A 23,809-nucleotide genomic window follows, 5' to 3' on the forward strand; every position below is an offset into this window, starting at 1 on the left:
GGAAATCCCGAACCAACCGTCGACCTAGCGAGAACCACCATGCAAGCACAACTGGCACAGCCCCTCGAAGCAGCAATTGAAGTAGCCGCTCAGGCCAACGATGCCCCCGTCCTGCCTCTGCAAGAGTCCGCTGAACCCGCGCCGCGCGGCGCCATGGACATGAGCGCCATCAAGGAAGCCATCGCCCGCGTGGAAGCCGAAGCCAAGGCTGCCTGCGCCGCCGAGAGCCGGGCCCATGCCGAAGCCCGCGCCCGCGCCCTGGCCGACGACCGCGCCGCCATCGACGCCGCCGCCGCAGCGGCAGCCCAGCAAAGCGCGCAAGCGGCCGAGGAAGCCATTGCCGCCAACCGCGAACGCCTGGAAAGCCTGCGCGCCGCCGCCCAAGCCAGCATGGCCCGCCTGGAAGCGGTCAAAATGGAAACCGCCGAACTGCGCGCCCGCGCCGAAGCCGACACCCAGATCCGCCTGGCCGCCGAGCAGCGCGCCCGCGCCGAGGAGGAAAGCCGCAAGCGCGCCACCGAGCAGATCGCCACCGAATCCGAACTGGCCGAGCAGGCCGCGCGCGCCGCCGCCGACCTGACCGCGCAAACCGAGCAAGCCCGCAAGCAGGCCGCCGAGCGCCTGGCCGCCGTGCAGGCCGCGCGCGAGGAAATGGTGGGCATCGCCTCGGCCGACGCCCGCCTGGCCACGCTGGCCCGCGAACGCGAGCGCCATGCCTACGGCGCGCGCCAGACCGCCGACGCGCTGGCCACCGCCGAAGCCGAAGCGCTGGAACTGACCGTGCAGCGCGAGCGCGCCGACCAGATCGCGCTGGAAGCGGCCTTCAACCGCGCCGCCGCCGAAGCGCGCGCGCTGGAGGAAGCCCGCGCGCTGGCCCACCTGGAGCAGGAGCGTGAAGCCATCGCCCTGGCCAAGGCCGAATCCGAGCGCAGCGCCGCGCAGTCGCTGCACCTGCGCCTGCAGACCGAAAAGGAAATCCGCGACGCGGCCGTGCAGCGCGAGCGCCTGGAAGCGGTGGCCGCCGCCAGCGCCCAGGCCCGCCGCGATGCGGACGCCCGCATCATCAGCGCCACCGAAGCGCGCATCGAAGTGGACCGCCAGCTGCGCGCCGTGGCGCTGGCGCGCTTCGAGGCCGAGCAGCAAGCCGAAATCGAAACCCTGGCCAAGGTGGAAGCCGAAGCGCAGGCACTGGAGCAGGCCCGCCTGCGCCAGGCCGCCGAACAGGCCGCCGCCGAGGCGGCCCGCGCCGACAGCCTGGAGCAGCAGCGCGCCGCCCAGCTGGCCGACGAGCGCGCCTCGCTGTCGCGCGCCGCCGTGGAACTGGCCGCCGCCCAGAACGCCGCCGAGCAGGCTGAAGTGGCCACGCTGGCCGCGCAGGTGGACGCGCACAACACCGCCACTGCGCTGGCCGAAGAGAAAGCCGCCCGCGCCGCCGACCTGCTGGCCGCGGAGCAAGCCCGCGCCGCCGCCGAGCAGCAGGCCATCGCCGCGCTGAAGCAGCGCCTGGAAGCCGAAGAGGGCGCCGCAGCAGCGGCCCAGGCGCGCAGCGCCGCCGAGCAGAAGCAGGCCGAGGCGCTGCGCCGGCAGCAGGCCGCCGACGAAAGCCTGGCCGCAGCGGCTGAAAAGGAAGCCGCCGCCATGCAGCTGATGGCCGAGCAGAGCGCCGTGGAAGCCGAACAGAAGGCGGTGGCCGCGCAAGCCGTGGCCGCGCAGGCCCGCCTGGCGGTGGAGCTGAGCGAGGTGCACGTGCAGCGCGCGCAGGTGGAAGAAGAGAAGGCCGCCAAGGCCGCCGAGCTGCTGAAGGCGGAGCAGGAGTTCGTGGAAACCGAGCGCCATTCGCTGGCCGTGATCGACCAGAAACTGACCCAGCAGCGCCTGGCCAACGCCGCCGAGGCGCGCGCCGCCAAGTCGATCGAAAGCCGCCTGGAGTCGGAGAAGGCCGCCACCGCCGCGCTGCGCGCGCAGGCCGATGCGGAGCAGGCGCAGGCCGATCTGGCCCGCGAACATGAGCTGGCGGTGCAGGCCGCCGCCCAGGCTGCGCGGGACAAGGCCGATGAGCAGAAGGCGCTGGTGGAAGCGGCCCAGGCGCACGCGGCAATGCAGCGCAAGGTGGCCGACACCACGCAGGCCATGACGCAGGCCAAGCAAAAGCTGCTGGAGCTGGAAACCCGCCGCCAGCACGCGGCGCAGAACGCGCTGAATGCGATCGAGGAGAAACTGGCTGCCGACGTGGCGCAGACCGCGCTGGTGGAGGAGAACGCCTTTGCCGCAACCCTGGCCGCAGCACGCGCCCGTGCCGAGCACGAGCAGTCTGAAACCATGGCGCGCGACGTGATCGGCCGCTTGAAGGAGACCGCCGGCGCCGTGTGGCGCGGCCGGTAAAGCGCTGGCGGGGTGGCGGGTTATGCGTTCCGCTACCCCCTACGGGGACAAGATGTGCTGTGGGGAGGGCGGGTTGGTAACCCGCCTTTTTTTATTGCGCGGGAACTTGCACCCGTTCGGCGTAGTACTCGGTTTCGCCGAAGCAGTCGGTTGGCACGCCTTTGTGCTGGGCGTAGGTGAGCAGGATGCGCTTGCCGGTGGCGGCCGACATCTGCTTGGCCAGCTCGGGGTCGCGCACGCTGAACTGGAACTTCTCCGGGATGGCGCCGGGCATCGACGTCAGCAGCAATTCGCCTTCCCAGGTCTTGCAGATCCAGCCCCGTTTGGAGAATTTTTGCAGGTAGCCGGCGCGCTCGCCTTCCGAATAGGACACGCTGAGCGTGATCCAGGTGTAGGCGGCGAACAGCAAGCCGGCGCCCAGCACGAGCGCCAGCAGGATGTATTTGATGCGGGAGGATGGTTTGATCATGTGATTCGCTGGTTTGGGTGGCAACCTTGTGATCTTATCATTCCCCGGCCATCCGGCGGCGGTATCGTACCGACGACCATAGCGACACCAGGATGAACGCCACCCCGGACAGCCCCGTGAACCATTCAGGAATGTGGTATTTCACGCTGGCCAGCATGATCAGCGCCAGGATGCCGATGGCGTAGTGCGCGCCGTGTTCCAGGAACACGAATTCGTCCAGCGTGCCCTTGTGCACCAGGTACACCGTCAGCGAACGCACGTACATGGCGCCGATGGCCAGTCCCAGCATGATGATGACCACGTCCGAGGTGATCGCGAAGGCGCCGATCACGCCGTCGAAGCTGAACGAGGCGTCCAGCACTTCCAGGTACATGAAGCCGCCGATGCCGCCCTTGGCCAGCGCCACGCCGGTCACCGGGTCGTGCTCCTTGCTCTCGAGCAGGCTGCTGATCCAGTCCACCGCCACGTACACCGCCACCCCGATCACGCCGGACGACAGCACGCTGAACTTTTTCGCCTCCGGCACCAGGCCCACGCAGGCCAGGATGCCCAGCAGGGTGAGCAGGATGGCCAGGCCGGCGGTGCCCAGCGCGCCCAGCCTTTCCTCGATCCAGCCCAGCCAGTGCAGCTCCTTTTCCTCGTCGAACAGGAAGTTGAGGAACACCAGCAGCAGGAAGGCGCCGCCGAAGGCCGCCACTTCGGCGTGCACGTCGGTCAGGTAGCGCGAGTATTCATCCGGCGTGGCCAGCGCCATGTTCCACACTTCCACCAGGCCCAGGCCGGTGGCGAAGGAGACGATCAGCAGCGGGAACAGCAGGCGCATGCCGAACACCGCCACCAGGATACCCACCGTGAGAAACAGTTTTTGCCAGAATGCGTTCCAGTCGCGCAGCACGGCGGCGTTGACCACCGCGTTGTCGAACGAGAGCGAGACTTCCATCACCCCCAGCACGGCCGTGATCCACAGCGCGGTCAGCATGCCGCTGACGCCGCCGCGGCTGTAGCCCCACCAGCAGGCCAGGAGCATGAGGACGATGGTGACCAGGATGGATATTCTGAAATGTTTCATGTGGCTCCTTGTGTGGTTTCCGTGTGGTTCCCCGGCAAAATCAGCATGTCGATTTTATATGACTTGCTATCGCCGTCCACATTCATTCTGCGATAATGGATGGATTGCCACAAAGGAATTCCGATGGATCTCGCCTACTTGCTTACCCCTGTCATTACCTGGACCGCCGTCGGTCCGATCAAATTTTTGATTAATAGCGTCAAAGCGCGCCGCTGGGCGTTCAACCTGGTCGGCAACGGCGGCTTCCCCAGCAACCACAGCGCCGTGGTGTCCAGCATGGCCACATTGATCGCGCTGCGCGAAGGCATGGGGCACCCGGCCTTCGGCGTGGCGGTGGCGCTGTGCTTCATCGTCGTCATCGACGCCAACAGCCTGCGCCAGCACGTCGGGCGGCAGGCGGCGGCGATCAACCGCCTGGCCAAGGACGGCGAGGCGCAGCAGGGCGGCGGGCAGCAGGGAGCGCACACCTGGCTGCGCGAGCGCATGGGCCACACGGTGGTCGAAATCATCGGCGGCTTGTGCACCGGCATCGCCATCGGTCATTTGGTCCACGCTGTATTTAGCCGCTGATTTTTGCCGCTGATTTGCGGTTTATCCGCCATTTCAGCATTCCATCCACAAAAACCCGCAGTCTGGCCACCTGCGAATTGACACTGCCATCCGCGCCCCGGATACTCTGCGGCTTGCAGAAACATGCATCTAATAACAGCAAAGCAGTCCTATCCTCTGGAGATTTATATGTTGCGTAAAACCCTCATAGCTTTCGCCGTCGCTTCAGCGCTCGTCGCTTGCGGCAAGTCTGACAAAGCGCCGGAGGCCGGCAAGGCCAGTGCGTCGGCCAAGGCCGACGACAAGAAGTTGGCTACGCTGCAAGTCGCTCCAGAGGACCTGGTCACCCTGGAAACCAATGCTCTGGCCTCCGGCCCGGTGATCACCGGTTCCATCGAGCCGGAACGCAAAGCCGACATGCGCGCCGAAGTGGGCGCGGTGGTGATGCAGGTGCTGAAGGAAAACGGCGAGCCGGTGAAGAAGGGCGACCTGCTGGTGCGCCTGGACGACACCTCGCTGCGCGATTCCATGAGCTCGGCCAGCGAGGCGGTACGCGCCTCCACCCAGTCGCTGGAACAGGCCGAGCGCGTGCTGGCCCGCCAGAAGACGCTGAAATCGTCCGGCATGGTCTCCTCGCAGGTGCTGGAAGACGCCGAAGTGCGTCGCAACAATGCCCAGAGCGACCTGTCGGCCGCCAAGGCGCGCCTGGTGGCCGCCAACCAGCAGCTCTCGCGCACCCTGGTGCGCGCGCCGTTCGACGGCATCGTCTCCGAGCGCAAGGTGTCGGCCGGCGATACCGCCCAGGTCGGCAAGGAACTGGTGAAAGTGGTCGATCCTTCGTCCATGCGCTTTGAAGGCCGGGTCTCGGCCGACAAGGTGGGCGTGGTGAAAACCGGCCAGAGCGTGGTGTTCGCCATCAACGGCTACCCGGGCCAGAGCTTCAACGGCAAGGTCAAGCGCGTCGATCCGGCCGCCAACTCGGTCACCCGCCAGGTGGAAGTGCTGGTGGAATTCGCCGACAAGGCCCGCCCTGGCGTGGCCGGCCTGTTCGCCGAGGGCCGCATCGAGGCCGCCACCACCGCCGCCCTGATGATCCCCGAATCGGCGCTGGTCAAGCAGGGCGACGACACCTACGCCTGGAAGATCAAGGACAAGGCGCTGGTCAAAGCGCGCCTGGATATCGGCGCGCGCGACGCGCGCAGCGGTGCCTGGCAGGTGGAAAAAGGCCTGGCCTCGGGCGACATGGTGCTGCGCGCGCCGTCGTCGGCCTTCCGCGACGGCCAGAAGGTCGAAATGCAGCAGCCCAAGGCGGTCGCTTCGGCCGGCGCGGCTGCGCCTGCGGCAGCCAACAAAGGAAACTAAGCCATGTTCCTCTCCGATTTCAGTATCAAGCGCCCCGTCGCCATGATCGTGCTGATCGTGGCGATGATGGCCATGGGGCTGCTGGCGCTGTCCAAGCTGCGCGTCAACCAGAACCCGGACGTCGACATTCCCGTCCTGATCGTCAACATCCCGTATCCGGGCGCCTCGCCGGAGACGGTGGAGCGCGAGATCGTCAACCGCCTGGAAAAATCGCTGCAAAGCATTTCCGGCGTGACCGACTCGTACAGCACCTCGCGCGAAGGCAGCGCCACCATCGAACTGCGCTTCGCCTTCGACAAGAACCTGATCGAAGCCTCGGACGAGGTGCGCAACTCGATCGCCTCGGTGCGCTACAAGCTGCCGACCGAGATGCGCGAGCCGATGATACAGCGGGTCGACGACTCGGCCCAGCCGGTCATGCAGATCTCGCTGTCGTCCAAGAACATGTCGCACGCGGCCATTTCGCGCCTGGCGGAAGACAAGCTGGCCGACCGCTTCCGCGCGCTGGACGGCGTGGCCGTGGTCAACGTCAACGGCGCGCTGCGGCGCGAGCTGTCGGTGCTGCTGCGCGCCGAGAAGCTGCGTGAATACAACGTGTCGGTGGCCGAGGTGGCCAGCGCGCTGCGCATGCAGAACACCAACGCCCCGGTGGGCAAGGTGCGCGGCGCCCTGGACGAGAAGGCGATCCGCCTGGTCGGCCGCATCGAGCGCCCGGAAGAGTTCCAGGACGTGGTGGTCAAGCGCCGCGGCGACGAACTGATCCGCCTGGGCCAGCTGGCCACCATCGAGGACGGCTTTGCCGAAATCAACAACATCAGCCTGCGCTCCGGCAAGTCCAACGTCGGCCTGTCCATCATCCGTTCGCGTGAAGCGTCCACCGTCAGCGTTGCCAAGGAAACCCGCGCGCTGGTGGCCGAAATCAACAAGGAACTGGGCGAGACGGCGTCGCTGGAAATCACCCAGGACGGCGGCGAAGACGCGCAGGATTCCCTGAACAACGTGATCGAGGCGCTGGTGTTCGGCGCCGTGCTGACCATTTTCGTGGTGTACGCCTTCCTGAACTCGTGGCGCTCGACCCTGATCACCGCGCTGTCGCTGCCGACCTCGGTGGTGGCGGCCTTCATCGCGGTCTGGCTGTGCGGCTTTACCCTGAACTTCATGACCCTGCTCGGCCTGTCGCTGGCGATCGGCGTGCTGATCGACGACGCCATCGTGGTGCGGGAAAACATCGTGCGCCACATGCAGATGGGCTCGGACCGCCGCAAGGCCGCGCTGGACGGCACCGCCGAAATCGGCCTGGCCGTGGCGGCCACCACCTTCTCCATCATGGCGGTGTTCATTCCGGTGGCCTTCATGCCGGGCATGCCGGGCGAGTGGTTCCGTCCGTTCGCGCTGACCGTGACCTGCTCGGTGGCGGTGTCGCTGTTCATCTCCTTCACGCTGGACCCGATGCTGTCGGCCTACTGGGGCGACCCGGCCGACCACCACACGGCGCAGAAAAAAGGCATCGGCAAGGTGCTCGACAAGTTCAACCACTGGTTCGACCACCAGGCCGACCGCTACGGCAAAGTGATCGCCTGGGCGCTGCACCACCGCCGCTGGATGGCCGTGATCGCCTTCGCCAGCTTCGCCGGCGCGATCGCCCTGCAGGTGAAATGGGGCGGCACCAGCTTCCTGCCGAAGTCGGACTTCGGTTCGCTGGCCATCGAGGTGCGCACGCCGTCCTCGTCGAGCCTGGAATACACCAAGATGAAGATGTCCAAGGCGGCGCAAATCGCCCACACCATCCCGGAAGTGGAAGCGACCAGCACCTATGTGAACCTGTCGGGCGGCCGCATCTGGGTCGACATCGGCAAGCGCTCCAAGCGTGACCGCGACGCCACCGAGATCGGCGTGGAGCTGCGCCAGAAGCTGGCCGGCCTGGTGGGCGGCGAGTTCGTGGTGCTGGACGACCTGTCCAACAACGCCCGCAAGCCGGTGCAGATCGACTTCGTCGGCCCGGATTCGCGCAAGCTGATGGAAATCACCAACACCTTCATGGACAAGCTGCGCCAGGTGCCGGGCGCGGTGGACGTGGGCCTGTCCGAGCAGGATCCGAAGGACGAGCTGCAGATCGAACTGAACCGTTCGCTGGCCAACTCGATGGGCATCTCGGCCGGCGACGCGGCGCAGGCGCTGCGAGTGGCCTTCGCCGGCATCGAAGTGGGCGACTGGGTCGACCCGACCGGCGAAACGCGCGACGTGGCGGTGCGCCTGCACCCCGAGGACCGTGTCAGCCTGGACAACATCGAGCGCCTGCCGATCGGCGTGTCCAACACCAATATGATGGTGCCGCTGGACCAGATCGCCCGCGTCACCATGGGCAAGGGCCCGTCCACCATCCGCCACAAGAACGGCAAGCGCACCATTTCGGTGTCGGCCAACGTGGAAGGCCGCGCGCACGGCGAAGTGATTTCGGATGCGATGAAGCTGGCCAAGTCGCTGGACTACCCGCCCGGCTTCGGCCTGGCCGTGGGCGGTTCCGGCAAGGACCAGCAGGAAGTGTTCACCCAGATGGGCATTTCGCTGGTGGCGGGCATCGGCCTGATGTATTTGGTGCTGGTGATGCAGTTCGGGTCCTTCACGGCGCCCGGCGCGGTGATGCTGTCCTTGCCGCTGTCGCTGATCGGCGTGGTGGTGGGCCTGCTGCTGACCGGCGGCACCTTGAACCTGATGAGCTTTATCGGCGTCATCATGCTGATGGGCCTGGTGGCCAAGAACGCCATCCTGCTGCTGGACGCGGCGCGCAAGCGCGAAGAGGAAGGCTACGGCCGCGAGGATGCGCTGATGCATGCCGGCCGCATGCGTTTGCGTCCGATCCTGATGACGACCTTTGCGCTGATCGCGGGCATGATGCCGGTGGCCATCGGCATGGGCGAGGGCGGCGAGTTCTACCGTCCAATGGCGATCGCCATCATCGGCGGCACCATCACCTCCACCTTCCTGACCCTGCTGGTGGTGCCGACCTTCTACGACAGCATCGAGATCGCCCGCGACCGCATGGTGGCCAAGTTCCACCGCCGCGACGCGCGCTGGGGTGCGGCGCTGGCCTTCCTGCTGACTTTCGTCGAGGCGCTGCTGACCCTGGTGTTCGTGCGCCTGGTGTACCGCCTGCTCAAGTGGGTGGTGCTGAAGGTGACCGGCCGCGGCAACACGAGCCTGAAGCCTGCCGCCTAAGCGCGCCGCGCCTGGCTGAAAGGACCCCTCGGGGTCCTTTTTTTTTGCCAGGATAGTGACTCAAGGCAATGGGCAACTACTTCATAAATGTAGTATGCTACGCCCCCGCCTGGCGCCGGCTACCCGCTGCCGGGATAAGCAAATAGCAAACATTCCCTTGAGACCGACATTGAAATCTAAACACCTGCCCCTGATCGTGGCCGCCGCGCTGGCCGCCATGTCCACTTCCGCCGCCGCTTCCGGCTACCGTTTCGGCTCCCAGAGCGTGGCAGCGCAAGGCACGGCCGACGCCAACGCGGCCGAAGCCGGCGACGCCAGCGTGCTGTTCTACAACCCGGCCGGCATGAGCCGCCTGCAGGGGCAGCGCTTCAGCGCCGGCGCCACCGCCGTGGTGCCGCACTCGACCTACACCGACACCGGCTCCAAACGCTTCACCGGCACCCCGGCCGGCGGCACCGCCACCGAAGACTACGCGCCGGACTTCGTGGTGGCCCCGTCGCTGTACTACACCAGGCAGATCGACAGCCAGTGGACCGCCGGCGTGGGCTTGTTCGTGCCATACGGCACCAAGCTGAACTACGGCGACAACTGGAACGGGCGCTACGCGCTGACCAACATCAAGCTGGAATCGATCGCGCTGAACCCGTCCGCCGCGTTCAAGCTGAATGAGCAGCATTCCTTCGGCTTCGGCTTGACCGCCGAGTTCATGAAGGCCGAGCTGGGCCAGGCGGTGGACGTGCCGGGTACCGTGGCCGCGCTGGCGGGCACCCCGAACAGCGCCGCCCTGATCCGCCAGATCGTGGCGCTGGGCGGCAACCCGGCCGCGCTGGCCGGCGTGAAGGACGGCCGCGGCGAGAACGACGGCAAGGACTGGGGCTTCGGCTTCAACCTGGGCTATATGTTCCAGCTGAACCAGGACACCCGCTTCAGCATTTCCTACCGTTCGTCCATCTCGCACAAGCTGAAGGGTTCCACCGTGTGGGACTTCTCCAATGTGACGGCGGACCCGGTGGTAAACAAGGTGCTGGCGGCCAGCTCGCGCAAGGTGAACTCGGCCGCGCTGGTGGCGCTGCGCACCCCGGAAACGCTGTCGCTGAACGGCTTCCACCAGATTAACGCGCGCTGGGCCGCCATGGGCGACGTGACGTGGACCCGCCATTCGCGCCTGGGCGACCTGCACATCGAGTTCCCCGGCACGGACGAGGGCGACGAAGTGATCCGCCAGCAATGGAAGAACAGCGTGCGCGTGTCGCTGGGCGCGAACTACAAGGCCGACGACAAGCTGACCCTGCGCGGCGGTATCGCGCACGAGCAGACGCCGGTGAACGGCGACCAGCTGCGCCATCCCGCGCTGCCGGACAGCAGCCGCAACCAGTTCTCCTTCGGCGCCAACTACCAGCTGTCGCCGCGCGCGTCGATCGACGTGGCGTACAGCTACCTGGACTTCAAGGATGCCAGCGCGAACTACCGCAACAACTGCTCGCCGCTGACGGCCGGCTGCACCGGCAACGGTGAAACCACGCGCGGCACATACCAAACCCATCTGCAACTGCTGGGCGTGGCGTACAACCACCAGTTCTGATTCAACCGCTCCCGGCGCGATGAGGCAGGCTGTCCCGCAAGGGCAGCCTGCCTCTTTTTATTATTCGCTTAGTATTTCGGCGGCGGATTGTCCTTGTTGGTGCCGCTGCCGGTGGTGCCCGTGGTGCCGGACGTGCCGCTGGAAGGCGGCGTGGCCGAAGGCGGCGCAGCCGGATCGGTTGGCGTGGCAGGGGCCGGCGTGGTTTCAGGCATAGGCGCCGGAGCCGGCGTGACGGCCGGCGGCGTGGTGGTGGCCGGGGGCGCTGGCGCCGTGCTGTCGGTGGCGCCGGTGCTGGTGCCGGTGTCGGCCGGGCGGTCTTTGCAGCCCGCCAGGGTGGCGGTGGCCAGGATGGCGCTCAACAGCAGCGTGGTGCTTAGTGCTTTCATGATATTTCCTTTCATGGTGAGTAAAGCTACTTCTTAAGGAATTGCTCGCCAGAATAAGTCCCGATAAGTTCTGTATTATTAGAGTGCGTTGCGGTCCGAAGGTTCCACCGCCAGCTTGTCCTTTCACGCCGGCGCCAGGGTGCGCAGCAGCGCCAGCACTTCGGCCGCGATTTCTCGCGCCAGGTAGCCCAGCGTGCCGTAGCGCAGCGCCAGCTGGTCGCCGGCCGCCGCGTGCAGCGCCACGCCCCAGGCGGCCGCCTGCTCCAGCACGCAGCCGCGCGCCGCCAGCCCGGCGATGATGCCGGCCAGCGCGTCGCCCGAGCCGGAAATGGCCAGGCCGATATTGCCGCCCTCGTGTTCCCACAGCTCGCCGCCGGGCGCGGCGATCACGGTCAGCGGCCCTTTCAGCGCCACCACCGCGTTCCAGCGCGCCGCGTAGCGCAGCGCCATGCCGTGCGGCTCGGCCTGCACCGCCTGCCGGGATTGCCCGCACAAGTGGGCCAGTTCGCCCGCGTGCGGCGTCAGCAGCACCGCTTCCTCGAAGCGGAAGTGTTCGCTATCCACCGGCTCGGCCAGCAGGTGCGGCTCGGCGGGCGGGCGCAGCAGTTCCATGGCGGCCGCGTCCAGGATGATTTTGCAGCCCGCGAAACGCGGCAGCAGGGCGCGCACCAGCTCCGCGCTGGCGGCCTCGTCCTGCATGCCGGGACCGACCAGCAGCGCGTCCACCTTGGACGCCAGTTCGCCCAGCTTGCGCGCGGCCTCGATGGAAAAGCCGCCGCCGGCCGTTTCCGCCAGCCCGATCACGCGCGCCTCCGGCAGCGCGGCCGCCACGTGCGGCGCGGTGCTGGCGGCGGTGGCCAGGGTCAGCTTGCCGGCGCCCGCGCGCAGCGCCGCCGTGGCCGCCAGCAGGGCCGCGCCCGGCATTTCGCGCGAGCCGGCCACCACCAGCACGTGGCCGCGCAATTCCTTGTCGCTGTCGAAATTGGGCAGCGGCAGCGGCCATTCGCGCAAGGTGCGCAGGCTGATGTCGATGGCGTAGGTTTTGTTGCTGGGCATGGCGGTCAGGATTTGGGTGCGGCCGGCACGTCCGGCTTGACGGTGACCGGCGTGCCGGTGTCTTCCAGCGGCGCCACGAAGTTGGCGCCTTGCAGCACCAGCTTGCCGCGCTTGCCCGCCGCCGGATCGAACTGGTAGGAGGTGACGCCGCAGTTGGGCACGTCCGCCTTGCGGTCGACCGCCAGGATCTCGGACTCGTCCATGCGCTCGAGCAGGTAGCGGAAGCAGTTGACCGTCACCTGGTGGCCGACGATGAGCACGCGGTCGCCCCGGTATTCGCGGGTGATGGTGTCGAGCACGCTGCGCAGGCGCAGGATGACGTCGCACCAGCTTTCGCCGCCTGGCGGGCGGAAATAAAACTTGCCCACATGCTTGCGCTGCTCGGCCAGTTCGGGGAATTTATCGGCAATGCCCAGCGGCGTGAGCCGGTCCAGGATGCCGAACTCCTTCTCGCGCAGGCGCTCGTCGGCGATCACCGTCAGCCGTTCGCGGCCCAGCTGTTCGATGACGGCGGCGGCGGTGCCGGCCGCGCGCACGTAGGGGGAGTGCAGCACCACGTCGGGCTGCTGCGCGGCGGGCAGGGCGCCGAACCAGGCCGCCAACGCGCGCGCCTGGCGCTCACCCAGTTCAGACAGGGGCACGTCGACGTCGCGGTGGGCGATGTCGATCAAAAACTGCGACGCGGCTTCGGCCGCGTCGCGCGCCACGTTGCCCGCGCTCTGGCCATGCCGCACGAGCCACAGTTGCTGGGGCCACTTTTGTTCCATGCCGGCTGCTCCGTTCGAGAAGAAGTCCGGCCCATGCTAGTCGAATTTACAAAAGTGTGGCGCGAGGGTGTTTAGGCCGCTTTGCTCTCCGCTTTGCCCTCGCGTCCGGCTCCGCTTTCATCGCCCGGTTCGTCGCCCAGTTCCGCGTCGCCGTTGAACACAGCCATATCGGTCTCGCCCAGCACCCGGCTGGTGACGGTGCCGGCCGCGATGGAACCGCTCACGTTGAGCGCGGTGCGGCCCATGTCGATCAGCGGCTCGATCGAGATCAGCAGGCCGGCCAGCGCCACCGGCAGGTTCATCGACGACAGCACGATCAGCGCGGCGAAAGTGGCGCCGCCGCCCACGCCGGCCACGCCCACCGAGCCGACCGCGATGATGGCCAGCAGCGGCACGATGAAGCCCGCCGTGAACGGGTCGATGCCCACGGTGGGCGCGATCATCACTGCCAGCATGGCCGGGTAGATGCCGGCGCAGCCGTTCTGGCCGATGGTGGCGCCGAACGAGGCGGCGAAGTTGGCAACGCCTTCCGGCGTGCCGAGGCGGCGCGTCTGGGTCTGCACGCTCATCGGGATGGAACCGGCGCTGGTGCGCGAGGTGAAGGCGAAGGCCAGCACCGGGAAAATCTTCTGCACGTAGCGCAGCGGGTTCAGGCCGGCCGCCGACACCATGGCCAGGTGCACGCAGAACATCAGTATCAGCGCGCTGTACGAGGCCAGCACGAAGCCGATCAGCTTGAGGATGTCGGCATAGCTGGAGCTGGCCACCAGGCCGGCCATCAGCGCGAACACGCCGTACGGGGTGAGGCGCAGCACCAGCGTGACCATGCGCATCACGATGGCGTGCGCCACCTGGATGAAGCGGTCGAAGGAGGCGAACAGCTCGGGTTTCTTGTCGTGGATGCCGATGGCCGAGATGCCGACGAAGATGGAGAAGATCACCACCGCGATGGTGGAGGTCTTGCGCGCGCCCGTCAGGTCGAGGAAGGGATTGGCGGGGATGAAACTGATGAGCATGCTGGGCAGCGAAATCGCCTGGGCGTCGCCCAGCTTGCCTTGCAGATAGGCGCCGCGCGCCGCTTCGGCCGCGTTGGCGGTCAGGCCCACGGCGCTCAGGTTGAACAGCTTGGCCATCAGGATGCCGATGCCGGCCGCCACGATGGTGGTGGCGATCAGGGTGCCGATGGTGAGCGCGCTGATCTTGCCCAGCGAGGAGGCGTTCCTGAGCTTGAGGATGGCCGCGACGATGGAGACCATAATCAGCGGCATGATGATCATCTGCAGCAGCTTCACGTAGCCGGTGCCGACGATGTCCAGGTACTCGGTGGTGGTCTTCAGCTCGGGGTTGGCGGCGCCGTAGACGGCTTGCAGGCCGGCGCCCAGCAGCACGCCCAGGCCGAGGCCGGTGAACACGCGCACGGTGAAACTGGCATGCTTGCTTTGCTGGCGGTACATGAAGGCGAGCAGCGCCAGTGCTATCGCCAGATTGATCGCGAGATTGATAGTTGCGTTGCTTGCCATTCGCCGGCCCTGAACTTGTTGTGGTGGATAAACAGTTGCCGGGCCATTTTAAGGCAAATCCCACCCCGGTGTCAGAGCGCCACCTTGTTGTACTTGAGCCAGCGCGCCATGGCTTCATCGCGTACCGGGCCGGGCGGATGCTCCTGCACGCTGAGCTGGGTTTGCAGCAGCCAGCGGTACAGCGTCTCGTTTTCCTTGAAGGCGGCGGCCGGCGAGTGTATGGTCAGGCAGACCAGCGCGTGCCGCGTCCACAGGCTGATCACCATGTAGTGGCTGATGGCGTTGCAGGCCTTGTCCAGGCCCGGGAAGGCGCCCTGGTATTCGGTGGCCACGCCTTGCACCCGCATGCCCCAGTTTTCGCCCTCCAGCCGGTATGGCCGCTTCACCTGTTTCAGCCAAGGCATTTCCTCGGCCACCTTGCGCAGGCGCAGCTCGTTCCAGTCATGCACCGTCAAGCTGGTGTTGGCCACGCCGATGGCCGCCAGCTGGCTACCGCTGGCCAGGTCGAACAGCTGGTGGACATGGCCGTCCACATTGTCGCGCCAGGCCTGCGGCGCGTTCAGCACGATGCCGATGCCGGGGCTGGCGAAGCGCTTCAGCGGCAGTGCGCTGAAGTCCGGCGCCTCCGCTTCAATATGGCAGGCGCAGCCGCATTGCTCCAGCGCCTCGGTGAATTGCTGGGCGCTGGCCAGGTCGATGCCTTTTTTAACGACGGCGGACGGCGCCGCCAGCAAGGAGTGCATCTGCTGCACGCTGCGCTGGAACAGCGCGGCCAGCCGCGCGGCCACTTGCGTGGCGTCTTGTCCCGGCTTGGGGCCGCGCGCAATGACGCGGTAGCGTGAAGGCAGGCCAGCTGCGGCCTGGTCGACGGAGTTTGGCATGCAAGATAAACGATTTAACAGAATTGCTATTAGGATAGGATAAATATAGACGCGCAAAATTCACGCATTGTCACTTTCGCAAAAAAAGTTTCGCACGAGGGGGCGCCCATGGCGATGCGGGCCGCGATGGGCGCGTCTAGCCGTACGGCGTGTATTCAATGCCGCTGCCGATCAGCTTCAGTGCATTGGCCTGGTTCTCAGCGCTTTCGCTGAAGCTGGTGAGCATCTGGGCGTGCGACATGCCGTTTTGAAGGTGGTTGAGCCAGAACGTCATGCCGGCGGCTTCCGGTGCGCGCTGCAGCACATTGTTGTACAGGCTGGTGACGAAATCCGCATCGCTCTGCGCGGCGCCATACAGCTGCTGCGCCTCGGGGCTGTCGAGGAAGCCCTGCGCAATGCTGACCAGGGCGCTGCCGTTGTCCAGGTGCGAAATCCAGAACCCCAGGCCCACCAGGTCGGGAGCGCGGTTCAGCGCGGCCTGATAGAGCCGGTAGGCTTGCCCGGCATGGCCGTCGATATCGAGCGCCACGGCGCCATCCTGGAACAGCAGCCGTTCCACATTGCTCAGGATGTCCGGCATATCGGTGCTGCCTGTTTTTTCGACAATGCCTTTCAGGCTTTGGAACGTGACGAAGTATGAGGCGCGGCTGCCAGCATAGCTTGCCGTGTCGAGCCCCGCGCCGCCTTCGATGCGGGCGTTGTTGGCGGATGCGCCAAGTATGTCGTTGCCACTGGTTCCGGAAATCTGCGTTGCCGCCTGTGTGTAGGCGACCTTGATGGTGTAATCCGGCGTACCCTCCGGGGGGCTGGTGTAGACACTGATGCTCAGGTCTTTCGTTGTTTGGGATGACGCAATAACGCGGATGGTGCCGTCAGGCCGGCTGTACATGCTATGGCCGTCAGCAAAGGAGTTGCCGGTGTAGAGCATCTTCAGCAACGAGTTGTCCTCGTTTGGGCCGGGCGCCAACACGAGCGAGTAGGTGTCGCCTTTCTGCAGGCGCAACAAGAAGCCGTCGCTGTCGTCCGGGTGTTCGAGCTGGCCCTGCACCGTGCCTATAGGCAGGTAGCGGGCGATGATGCGATCATCTTTAACGCCGACACTGGCACTGATACTGTAGTGGCCGGCTTGCTTGCCTTCCTCGTCCGCCATTTCAATGTAATAGGTGCCGGATGTGGCGGGCGTGAATGGCATCGTATAACTATTGTTCGGCATGATATTGGCAATGGCCGACTCCAACTGCCCACCAGCGCTATCGAACAGGCGCAGCCGCCCATGGTATGAGCTGTAGGCGGTTTCGCCTTGCTCGCCTTCGCTACCCTGTGCCTTGATGAAGTAGGTAACGCCGGCTTGCAACTGCACGCCATACCAGTCCCGGTCGCGCCCGACTTCCAGCGTGCCGCCACGGATCTCTCCGACTTCCAAGCTCGCGGCGGTCGCCATCGACGAGCCAGCGTCGTCCTGCGTCTCAGCCAGCAGGATGGTATAGCTGCTGGCCCATATCCCGAACCCGTCACTGTCGTAGCTGCCGAATACGCCGCTGGCTTCGCTGCCGGGGGCGAGGCTGCCAGCAGTTGAAGGGGGGCTGTCGCAGTCGTCGGCCATGATGTGCCTATCCCAGGTGGAGGAAGACTGATAGTAGCGTCTTCCCCCAAGCTGGATGCTCACCAAGTGTCACTATCCTGCTATTTCAGCACCACGCTCCAGTTCTTTTCCACGCACTTGGCGTAGTTGCCGGGGATGAGGGCGCTGTACGGGGTCTGGTAGCTGACCAGCTGGCACTGGTAGTCGCCGCCGCTGTTCCAGTTCTTCTCCCAGTAGATGTTGTAGGCCGCCGAACTGGATGGGCCGAAGCGCTGCATGGCGGCGCAGGAGAGCTGTTCGCCCGCCACGTTCCAGCCCAGGTCCGCCGCGAACTGCTTGTAGTAGTCGATGCGGTTCTGCGCCGCCGGCTTTTCGGTGCCGGTGCCGCATTCGGCGTTGATGATCATGATGGTGGTGGCGAAGTTGTTGCCGGCGCCGGCCGCCGCGTCGGCCGCATTCGGCACCCAGGTGCCGTCGATCACGTGCAGCATGGACGGCTTGGGCGGCTGCGGGTAGACGAAGAAGAAGGTGGCGGAGGCCAGGTTGAGCCAGGTGGAGGCCACCAGGTCCGGGTCCTTCAGCAGCACCGACTGGTCGCCGTTGTGCATCACTTGCGAGAAGGGGCCGTAGTTGTAGTTGTAGGAGAGCTGCTTGGCGCCGCGTCCGAAGTATTTCTTGTAGCTGCCGTCGGCGTTTTTGCCGCAGGTCCAGACCGAGTTGAACACCGGGTCTGCGCATTCGGTGTTGTAGCCGCAGCCGGCGCCGGTTTCCTCGCAGCCCATCTCGCGCAGGTACTTCAGGCCCTGGCGCCATTGCGGCAGCGGGATGCTGGCGTTGTGGTCGCCGGTTTCCTGGGCGAAGTGGGCGAACATGGTGGCCAGCGTGCGGCGGCAGAGGTTGTCGGCGTTGCGGCCGTCTGTGTAGTCGTCGCAGACGGCGGGGAACTTGGCGACGGCCTGCAGGAAGCGGCGGTAGGTGTAGCTTGGCTCGCGCATGCCGAAGTAGAAGTCCCATTTGGCGGACGACAGCAGGCGTTCGACGCGCTTGACGTTCACGGGATTGGCGGCGGCGCCGGGCGCTACGGCTTCCACGGCGGGGTTGTCCAGCGTGCGGATGCTGGCATTCACCTTGCGGAAGAAGTCGTTGTTGGTCAGTTCGGCTTCGCGCGCTTCGGCCTGGGCCCTGGTGGGGATGCCGCCGGGCGGCGTGCCGGGGTCCGGGTTGGCCGGCGGGTCGGTGGCGTCGGCGATGTACTTCCAGGGGCCGTAGGCGTCGCTGGCGCTGGGGGTATTCCCTTGGGTCCACCACTTGGCTTCGTATTGTTTGCCGAGGTGGATGGCGCACATGCCGGCGGTGTAGACCTGGGTGGTGGACCAGGCGGGGCAGGATGCTGCCGTGGCGGAGGTGGCGGCGGGGCCGGCCAGCAGGCGCGGGGCGGCGCTGGCTTGTGACGGGGTGCCGCTGCCGCCGCAGGCTGTGAGCAAGGCGGCGAGCAGGGGCGCAAGCAGGCGAAGCTGGGACATGGTGTCTCCTGGTTTTTGCAGGGCGGCCCTGGAGGGGACCGCCCGGGGACTTTACTTGAGCACGACCGGCAGGTCCGGGTATTCGTCAGCCAGCGCATAGCGCACGCCGTTGACGGTGATGGTGTAGGCGGACGGTCCGGAAATCGGCAGTGTGTAGTTCAAGGTGAGCGACACGGACGCGCCCGGCGCCAGCGACTGCCACGCCGGGATGGTGAACTTGGCGCGGTTGAAGTTGGCCTTGAAGCCGCCGATGTTGTTCGGCCCCGTGTAGCCCGCCTTGATCACGCTCAGCCCATAGCCCGACTGGTCGCTCATGCTGGCCGGCGCCGACACCGGATAGTCGAACTCCACCACCGAGCCGCCCGGGATGGTGGCGGCGGTGTTGTTGGTCACCGTCATCACCGGGTTGATCGGGTAGTTGCTGTCGCCCAGCTTCCAGCCGCCCAGTTCGATGCTAACCTTGGCGCTGCCGGCGGGGATCGCCGATTCCGCGCGCACCGCGCCGTATGGCCCGGCGGCCTTGAAGGCGTTGTAGATATTGGTGGTGAGCGTGTAGCCCATGAAGTACTCGCCCTGGCCGCCGCGCTTGGCGGCGTCCCAAGCGTAGTCGCCGGCCAGCTCCCAGATCATGATGCCGCCGATGTTGTTGTCGATGACGTACTGGGTCTTGGCGGCCATCGATTGCGCGGTCTCGGTGGAGAGGAAGACCTTGCGGGTGGCGTTCCACAGCCACGGCGCAGCCATGGTGGCGCTGTAGTTCGGCACGTAGGTGCCGGTCAGCGTTTTCTCGGTGATGCCGTAGGCGTCCAGGTAGTCTGGCACGATGGCGTTCTGCAGGTTGAGCGCGTGCCACAGCGGGTTGCCGCCGCCGGGCACGGGCTGGCCGTTGGCGTCCAGGTCATGCCACACATTGTCGATGCCGACCGCGCCGGTGCCGCAGGTTTTCACGCCCGCGCAGGTGACAGTATTGCTGACCAGCGGGCTGGTGCCCCACAGGCCGTTGGTGCCGCCGGCGACGTCCTTCCAGCCGCGCGTGTAGTAGGGCACGCCGATGTTGATGCGGCCGGCCTGCAGCGCGCCGCGGTAGTAGCGGTAGGCCCAGTCGACGTTCAGGTAGCCGATGCCGCCGTACTGGTAGGCGTTGCCGGCTTTGAGTTCGGCGTCGTTGCCGTCGTCGAACAGCGCGGCGTTGGGGCCGACGTACTGGTTCCAGCCGCCGTGCAGGTCATACGACATGAGGCTGGCGTAGTCCAGGTACTTCAGGCCGGACAGGTTTTCCTCGCCGCGCAGTATCCAGGCGGAGGCGGAACCGGCGATGGTGAGCATGTAGTACTTCTGGTCCGCCACGGCGGCGGCGTCGAGCTTTTCGCGCGCGGTTTTGAGCAGCACGTTGTAGCTCTTCATCAGGCCCGCCAGGCGCGGTTTCGACACGCCGAAGTCGAGCGGGTTGCCGGCTTCGTTGTTGGTGGTGGGGTGCTCGTAGTCGATGTCGATGCCGTCGAAGAAGGTGTACTGGCGCAGGAAGGCGACCATGGAGTCGGCCAGGGTGTTGATGCCTGCGCTGTTCAGTGAGCCGTCGGCGTTGGTGGTGGCGCTGTAGAAGCCGCCGCTGCCGGCCCAGCCGCCCACGGACAGCATGATCTTCACGCCGGGGTGCTTTTTCTTGTACTGCGCGAGCAGGTTGAAGTGGCCTTTGTAGGGCAGGGACGGGTCCATGGCCGCTGCCGGGTTGCCGGGCCAGGTCAGGCCGGTGTCCGGGTTGGTGGGGCCGCTGCCGATCTGCACCTTGTTGGCGCTGTCCACCGCCGCGAAGGCGTAGTTGACGTGGGTGATTTTGTCCCACGGGATGTTGTTGACCAGGTAGGACGGCGTGCCGCCCGCGCCCGTGCGCCAGCTGGTGAAGTAGCCGACGATGCGGCGGTTCAGGCCATTTGCCAGCTTCTCGCGGCCGTTGGCGTCGTAGACGCTGCAATAGGGCACGTTGGTGACGGGCGAGGCCAGGCCGTCGGGGCGGCAGGCGACCGGCGCGGGCGTCGGAGTCGGCGTGGGTGTCGGCGTCGGAGTCGGAGTCGGAGTCGGAGTGGGCGTCGGAGTCGGCGTGGGCGTTGTCGCCTGCAGCTCCCACGGTCCCCACTGCTCGGTGCCGGGTACGTTGTTCTGGGTCCACCACTTGGCGGTGTAGGTCTTGCCCTGGTAGGTGACGCAGCCCCCGGCCGTGTAGACGGCGCTGGCGGACCATTCGTCGCACGTCGCGGCGGCGACGGCGCCGCCGGCCAGCAGTTTCGCCTTGGGCGCGGTGGTGGCGGTGTCGCCCGCGCCGCCGCAGGCCGCAAGGGCGCCGCTCAGCAGCATGAGCATCAGCATATTGGTTTTCATCGTGTCTCCGATTTAGAAATCGTGATGTTGTGGGTAGTTGCTGTAGAAGTCGTTATCCCAGCGGAAGTTGGTGGCGGACACCGTGATGGAGACGTCCAGCGCCTCCACGAAGTGCCACCAGCCCACCGGCAGGAACAGGATCTCGCCCGGCGCCAGCACGCAGTCCAGCACCGGCACGCCGGCCATGGCCGGGAAGCGCTGCAGGTCGATGGCGCGGCCGTCCACCGGCGTGAAGCAGTGCCGCTGGTTGTACAGCCGGGGCGTATCGCACGGCGCGATCAGGCGCACGCGCTTGCGGCCCGAGATCTGCACCATGAAGTTGTTGGTCAGGTCGTGATGGAAGGGCGTGATGGTGCCCGCTGGACCTAGCCAGAAAAATCCCGCGCGCTCGCCCGTCAGGTAGTCGGGCAGGGCGGGGACGTCGGCCCACAGTTCGCGCAGCGCCTGGCGGTTCTGCGTGTCGTTGTTGGCCGTCATGTAGAAGTCGTTGGTCACGCCGCTACTGCGCACCAGCGCCGCGTAGTCGCCGAAAGGCATGCGGCGCTTGTGCGCGATGCTGTTCATTTCATAGTCCGGGTCCGCGTTGCGGCCGAACTGCACTTCCACCACGCGTTCGGCGAAGCGCTCGCCCAGCGCCTCCAGGGTCCATTCCGCGCGCGCCACGCTGTCGTCCAGCATGCCGGTGATGATGACGGGCCGGTTGACGCGGTAGTGCTGGTGCAGGAAGTCCTCGGTGGACAGGCGCTCGCGGCGCGGGACCTGCGCCGCTTCCTCCGCCGGGACCAGGCGGTTCAGCTGCGACTGGATGCCCAGCACCCAGTCGCGCTTGGCGAGGCGGTTGTGCAGCCGCTGTACGCCTTGCAGGTAAGGGCTGCGCAGCGCGGCCTGGATTTCCGCGTGCGCGTCGCGCGCAATGACGCCGGACTTGACCAGGATGCCGGCCAGCGTGTCCGGGTGGCTGCCAAGGATGAGGTTCTCGGCGATCCAGCATTTCCATTCATCGCTGATGCCGGCTGTCCGGACAACTGCCTGGGCCATTGCGCGCGTTTTCATGGGCTTACCGTCCTTTCCACACTTCGCTGGTCAGGGCGCCGCTGGCGTCGCCGTCCAGCTCCCAGGAGAAGGCGCCGCGCAGGCCTTCGTCGCGCACGTACTTCATCTTGGTACCGATGACGGCCGGGTCGTCGTAGCTCCACCATTCGCCGTTGGTGGTGTACAGGAACAGCTGCTTGGTGACCGGGTGCGTCCAGCGCTGGCCGGCTTTCGCGATCAGCACCTTGTAGTCCTCGATGCCGGTTTCGTAGGCGCCGGGCGCGCCGCCGGTGGCGGACTGGTACAGGCCATTGCCGTTCGGCCCCGCCGTGACGCCTTTCCAGCCACGCCCGTAGAAGGGCACGCCGAGCAGGATCTTATTCTTCGGCATGCCCGCCGCCACCAGCGCCGTGATGGCGTCGTGCGCGTTGTACTTGGCGACGTTGCCGGTCGATGGATCGGCGGGATCGTGGTACAGCGCGGAATGGAAGTTGGTGGTGCTTTCCCATGCGCCGTGGAAGTCGTAGGTCATCAGGTTGATCCAGTCCATGTACTGGCCGTACAGGGCGGGCTCGGTCTGCGCGATCTTGTCCGCGCCGGCGCCCACTGCGGCGGTGAGCGGGTAGCGCTTGCCGTCGATGGCGCCTTGCGCATCAAGCTGCGCGCGGAACTCGGCCATCAGCAGGGTGAAGTTGTGCTTGTCGTTCACCGTGTCGACCGTGTTGTAGGGCTGGCCGCCGCCGCCCGGGTATTCCCAGTCGATGTCGATGCCGTCGAACACGCCCTTGGCGGAGCCGGGGCCGCCGCGTCCGTCCTGCACCGGCAGGTCGCCGGCGATGAACATCTTCACGCAGGACTTGGCGAGCTGCTTGCGCAGCGCATCGGTCTTGGCGGCGGCCGAGAAGAACTTGGACCAGCTCCAGCCGCCCAGCGAGATGAACACCTTCAGGTTCGGGTGCTGCGCCTTGAGCAGCTTCAGTTGCAGGAAGTTGCCGGACAGTTTGGCGTCCCACGGCACGGACTGGCCGTTGACGGTGCGCGCCGGCTGGCGCTGGTAGTCGGCGTAGGCGTCGCCGCCGGTGCCGGCTGCGGGCGAGGTGGGGTTTTCGTTGCCGGTTTCGGCCCGGGTCACCATGTCGCATTCGTAGCCGCCGTTCTTCTGGTAGACGTTGCCGAAGGCATAGTTGATGAAGGTGAGCTGGTCGGCGATGCTGGTCTGCACGCCGTTGACCGGGGTCTTGGTGGTGTGGATGTCGGCCACTTCGTAGCCGCGTCCATACACGCCCCACTGCGCGAAGTAGGAGCCGATTTCACGGCCGTTCGGCGTGGGCGTTGGCGTGGGTGTCGGGGTGGGCGTCGGGGTGGGTGTAGGGGTTGGCGTGGGCGTCGGAGTAGGGGTTGGAGTAGGCGTAGGGGTGGGCGTCGGCGTCGGCGTAGTGGTCTGCAGTTCCCATGGTCCCCATTGCTCGGTGCCGGGCACGTTGTTCTGGGTCCACCACTTGGCCTTGTAGGTGGCGCCGTTATAGGTGACGCACATGCCCACTGTATAGATGGCGCCCGAATCCCAGGCGGGGCAGCCGGTATCCGCCGCCGCCATTGCGAGCAGGCGCATGGTCGGCGGTTGTGCTGCCTGGTTGCTGCCGTCGCCGCCGCAAGCGGCCAGCATACTGCCCAACAGCCCGATTACGAGGCTGTTTGCCTTCATCGCGTTGCCCATACATGCTCCTTGGTCTAGGTTTTATTTCTGGATTTGTCTCCGGCTTTTTTTGCTTAGCCTGGAACCAGAATGCGAGCATGGAAAGTGGTAGTCAAGTGGTTTTTAAAAATTACTGCCAATCTAAGACCAGTGGTGAATCCGCAATAGCAAGCAAGGGGCTGCGGCGGCCCGCTGAAAACGCGTTTCGCCATAGAGCAGCAACAAAATGTCTCAAATGAGACATTTTGTTATTTTGTGCGTACCAGTTTTTAGTGGAATTAAAGTGGTATGGCCGCGTGCGGAAGTGCCACGGTAAGCGTGGTGCGGTTTTGCGTGTCGTCGGTGGCCAGGAGTCCCGGCT

The 23,809-nt window shown here is 66.2% G+C and carries 17 protein-coding genes; 5 read left to right on the plus strand and 12 right to left on the minus strand.

From position 1 onward, the window contains the following. Nucleotides 1-39 precede the first annotated feature (39 nt). Nucleotides 40-2,382, plus strand: a complete 2,343-nt coding sequence (locus AC56DV_RS08630; RefSeq protein ID WP_496313894.1) for a coiled-coil domain-containing protein — start codon at nucleotides 40-42, stop codon at nucleotides 2,380-2,382. Nucleotides 2,383-2,473: 91 nt separating this feature from the next. Here the strand turns inward: AC56DV_RS08630 and AC56DV_RS08635 are convergent, their stop codons facing one another. Next, entirely contained in the window at nucleotides 2,474-2,851 is a 378-nt protein-coding gene (locus tag AC56DV_RS08635; protein WP_496313895.1) for a DUF8785 domain-containing protein, read from the minus strand. A 37-nt stretch (nucleotides 2,852-2,888) separates the two neighbouring features. Then, on the minus strand, nucleotides 2,889-3,920 hold the full coding sequence (locus tag AC56DV_RS08640; protein WP_496313896.1) for a DUF475 domain-containing protein: 1,032 nt from the start codon (nucleotides 3,918-3,920) through the stop codon (nucleotides 2,889-2,891). A gap of 123 nt (nucleotides 3,921-4,043) precedes the next feature. On the opposite strand from AC56DV_RS08640, the gene AC56DV_RS08645 reads away from it, so the two are divergent. From AC56DV_RS08645 to AC56DV_RS08660, 4 genes are all read left to right on the plus strand, one after another. Beyond that, nucleotides 4,044-4,490 carry a divergent PAP2 family protein gene (locus AC56DV_RS08645; protein ID WP_496313897.1) on the plus strand — a complete coding sequence of 149 codons (447 nt, stop codon included), beginning with the start codon at nucleotides 4,044-4,046 and terminating at the stop codon, nucleotides 4,488-4,490. Between the two features lie 168 nt (nucleotides 4,491-4,658). Next, the gene (locus AC56DV_RS08650; protein WP_496313898.1) at nucleotides 4,659-5,831 is read left to right on the plus strand and encodes an efflux RND transporter periplasmic adaptor subunit; all 1,173 of its coding nucleotides are present in this window, start codon (nucleotides 4,659-4,661) and stop codon (nucleotides 5,829-5,831) included. 3 nt (nucleotides 5,832-5,834) lie between these two features. Then, on the plus strand, nucleotides 5,835-9,047 hold the full coding sequence (locus tag AC56DV_RS08655; protein WP_496313899.1) for an efflux RND transporter permease subunit: 3,213 nt from the start codon (nucleotides 5,835-5,837) through the stop codon (nucleotides 9,045-9,047). A 169-nt stretch (nucleotides 9,048-9,216) separates the two neighbouring features. After that, nucleotides 9,217-10,629 carry an OmpP1/FadL family transporter gene (locus AC56DV_RS08660; RefSeq protein ID WP_496313900.1) on the plus strand — a complete coding sequence of 471 codons (1,413 nt, stop codon included), beginning with the start codon at nucleotides 9,217-9,219 and terminating at the stop codon, nucleotides 10,627-10,629. Nucleotides 10,630-10,697: 68 nt separating this feature from the next. Here AC56DV_RS08660 and AC56DV_RS08665 read toward each other — a convergent pair whose 3' ends face one another. The 10 genes from AC56DV_RS08665 to AC56DV_RS08710 form a co-directional block, all read right to left on the minus strand. Continuing rightward, a complete protein-coding gene (locus AC56DV_RS08665) occupies nucleotides 10,698-11,015 on the minus strand; it encodes a hypothetical protein (protein WP_496313901.1) in 318 nt (105 codons plus the stop codon). Between the two features lie 123 nt (nucleotides 11,016-11,138). Next, nucleotides 11,139-12,071: an NAD(P)H-hydrate dehydratase gene (locus AC56DV_RS08670; RefSeq protein WP_496313902.1), complete on the minus strand. Its 933-nt coding sequence runs from the start codon at nucleotides 12,069-12,071 to the stop codon at nucleotides 11,139-11,141. A 5-nt stretch (nucleotides 12,072-12,076) separates the two neighbouring features. Next, a complete protein-coding gene (locus tag AC56DV_RS08675) occupies nucleotides 12,077-12,838 on the minus strand; it encodes a histidine phosphatase family protein (RefSeq protein ID WP_496313903.1) in 762 nt (253 codons plus the stop codon). Nucleotides 12,839-12,909: 71 nt separating this feature from the next. Continuing rightward, a complete protein-coding gene (locus AC56DV_RS08680; RefSeq protein WP_496313904.1) occupies nucleotides 12,910-14,358 on the minus strand; it encodes an L-cystine transporter in 1,449 nt (482 codons plus the stop codon). Between the two features lie 71 nt (nucleotides 14,359-14,429). After that, nucleotides 14,430-15,239 (minus strand): hypothetical protein, encoded by an 810-nt coding sequence (locus AC56DV_RS08685; protein ID WP_496313905.1) that lies wholly within the window; start codon nucleotides 15,237-15,239, stop codon nucleotides 14,430-14,432. A 136-nt stretch (nucleotides 15,240-15,375) separates the two neighbouring features. Further along, nucleotides 15,376-16,842, minus strand: coding sequence for a DUF4214 domain-containing protein (locus AC56DV_RS08690; protein ID WP_496313906.1), 1,467 nt, complete (start codon nucleotides 16,840-16,842; stop codon nucleotides 15,376-15,378). 80 nt (nucleotides 16,843-16,922) lie between these two features. Continuing rightward, complete coding sequence (locus tag AC56DV_RS08695) at nucleotides 16,923-18,344, minus strand: glycoside hydrolase family 19 protein (RefSeq protein ID WP_496313907.1); 1,422 nt, start codon at nucleotides 18,342-18,344, stop codon at nucleotides 16,923-16,925. 51 nt (nucleotides 18,345-18,395) lie between these two features. Beyond that, nucleotides 18,396-20,720, minus strand: a complete 2,325-nt coding sequence (locus tag AC56DV_RS08700) for a chitinase C-terminal domain-containing protein (RefSeq protein WP_496313908.1) — start codon at nucleotides 20,718-20,720, stop codon at nucleotides 18,396-18,398. A 12-nt stretch (nucleotides 20,721-20,732) separates the two neighbouring features. Then, nucleotides 20,733-21,773: a cupin-like domain-containing protein gene (locus AC56DV_RS08705; RefSeq protein WP_496313909.1), complete on the minus strand. Its 1,041-nt coding sequence runs from the start codon at nucleotides 21,771-21,773 to the stop codon at nucleotides 20,733-20,735. Nucleotides 21,774-21,777: 4 nt separating this feature from the next. Then, nucleotides 21,778-23,469: a glycosyl hydrolase family 18 protein gene (locus tag AC56DV_RS08710; protein WP_496313910.1), complete on the minus strand. Its 1,692-nt coding sequence runs from the start codon at nucleotides 23,467-23,469 to the stop codon at nucleotides 21,778-21,780. Nucleotides 23,470-23,809: the final 340 nt, after the last annotated feature.

The sequence above is a fragment of the Massilia sp. BGA-UO-ETr-WB1 genome (assembly GCF_059567845.1).

Coding starts and splice junctions, on each gene's coding strand:
- AC56DV_RS08705 (WP_496313909.1), bottom strand. CDS start 21,773: ATGAAAACGCGCGCAATGGCCCAGGCAGTTGTCCGGACAGCCGGCATC.
- AC56DV_RS08695 (WP_496313907.1), bottom strand. CDS start 18,344: ATGTCCCAGCTTCGCCTGCTTGCGCCCCTGCTCGCCGCCTTGCTCACA.
- AC56DV_RS08670 (WP_496313902.1), bottom strand. CDS start 12,071: ATGCCCAGCAACAAAACCTACGCCATCGACATCAGCCTGCGCACCTTG.
- AC56DV_RS08675 (WP_496313903.1), bottom strand. CDS start 12,838: ATGGAACAAAAGTGGCCCCAGCAACTGTGGCTCGTGCGGCATGGCCAG.
- AC56DV_RS08685 (WP_496313905.1), bottom strand. CDS start 15,239: ATGCCAAACTCCGTCGACCAGGCCGCAGCTGGCCTGCCTTCACGCTAC.
- AC56DV_RS08650 (WP_496313898.1), top strand. CDS start 4,659: ATGTTGCGTAAAACCCTCATAGCTTTCGCCGTCGCTTCAGCGCTCGTC.
- AC56DV_RS08640 (WP_496313896.1), bottom strand. CDS start 3,920: ATGAAACATTTCAGAATATCCATCCTGGTCACCATCGTCCTCATGCTC.
- AC56DV_RS08655 (WP_496313899.1), top strand. CDS start 5,835: ATGTTCCTCTCCGATTTCAGTATCAAGCGCCCCGTCGCCATGATCGTG.
- AC56DV_RS08635 (WP_496313895.1), bottom strand. CDS start 2,851: ATGATCAAACCATCCTCCCGCATCAAATACATCCTGCTGGCGCTCGTG.
- AC56DV_RS08680 (WP_496313904.1), bottom strand. CDS start 14,358: ATGGCAAGCAACGCAACTATCAATCTCGCGATCAATCTGGCGATAGCA.
- AC56DV_RS08630 (WP_496313894.1), top strand. CDS start 40: ATGCAAGCACAACTGGCACAGCCCCTCGAAGCAGCAATTGAAGTAGCC.
- AC56DV_RS08700 (WP_496313908.1), bottom strand. CDS start 20,720: ATGAAAACCAATATGCTGATGCTCATGCTGCTGAGCGGCGCCCTTGCG.
- AC56DV_RS08690 (WP_496313906.1), bottom strand. CDS start 16,842: ATGGCCGACGACTGCGACAGCCCCCCTTCAACTGCTGGCAGCCTCGCC.
- AC56DV_RS08710 (WP_496313910.1), bottom strand. CDS start 23,469: ATGGGCAACGCGATGAAGGCAAACAGCCTCGTAATCGGGCTGTTGGGC.
- AC56DV_RS08645 (WP_496313897.1), top strand. CDS start 4,044: ATGGATCTCGCCTACTTGCTTACCCCTGTCATTACCTGGACCGCCGTC.
- AC56DV_RS08665 (WP_496313901.1), bottom strand. CDS start 11,015: ATGAAAGCACTAAGCACCACGCTGCTGTTGAGCGCCATCCTGGCCACC.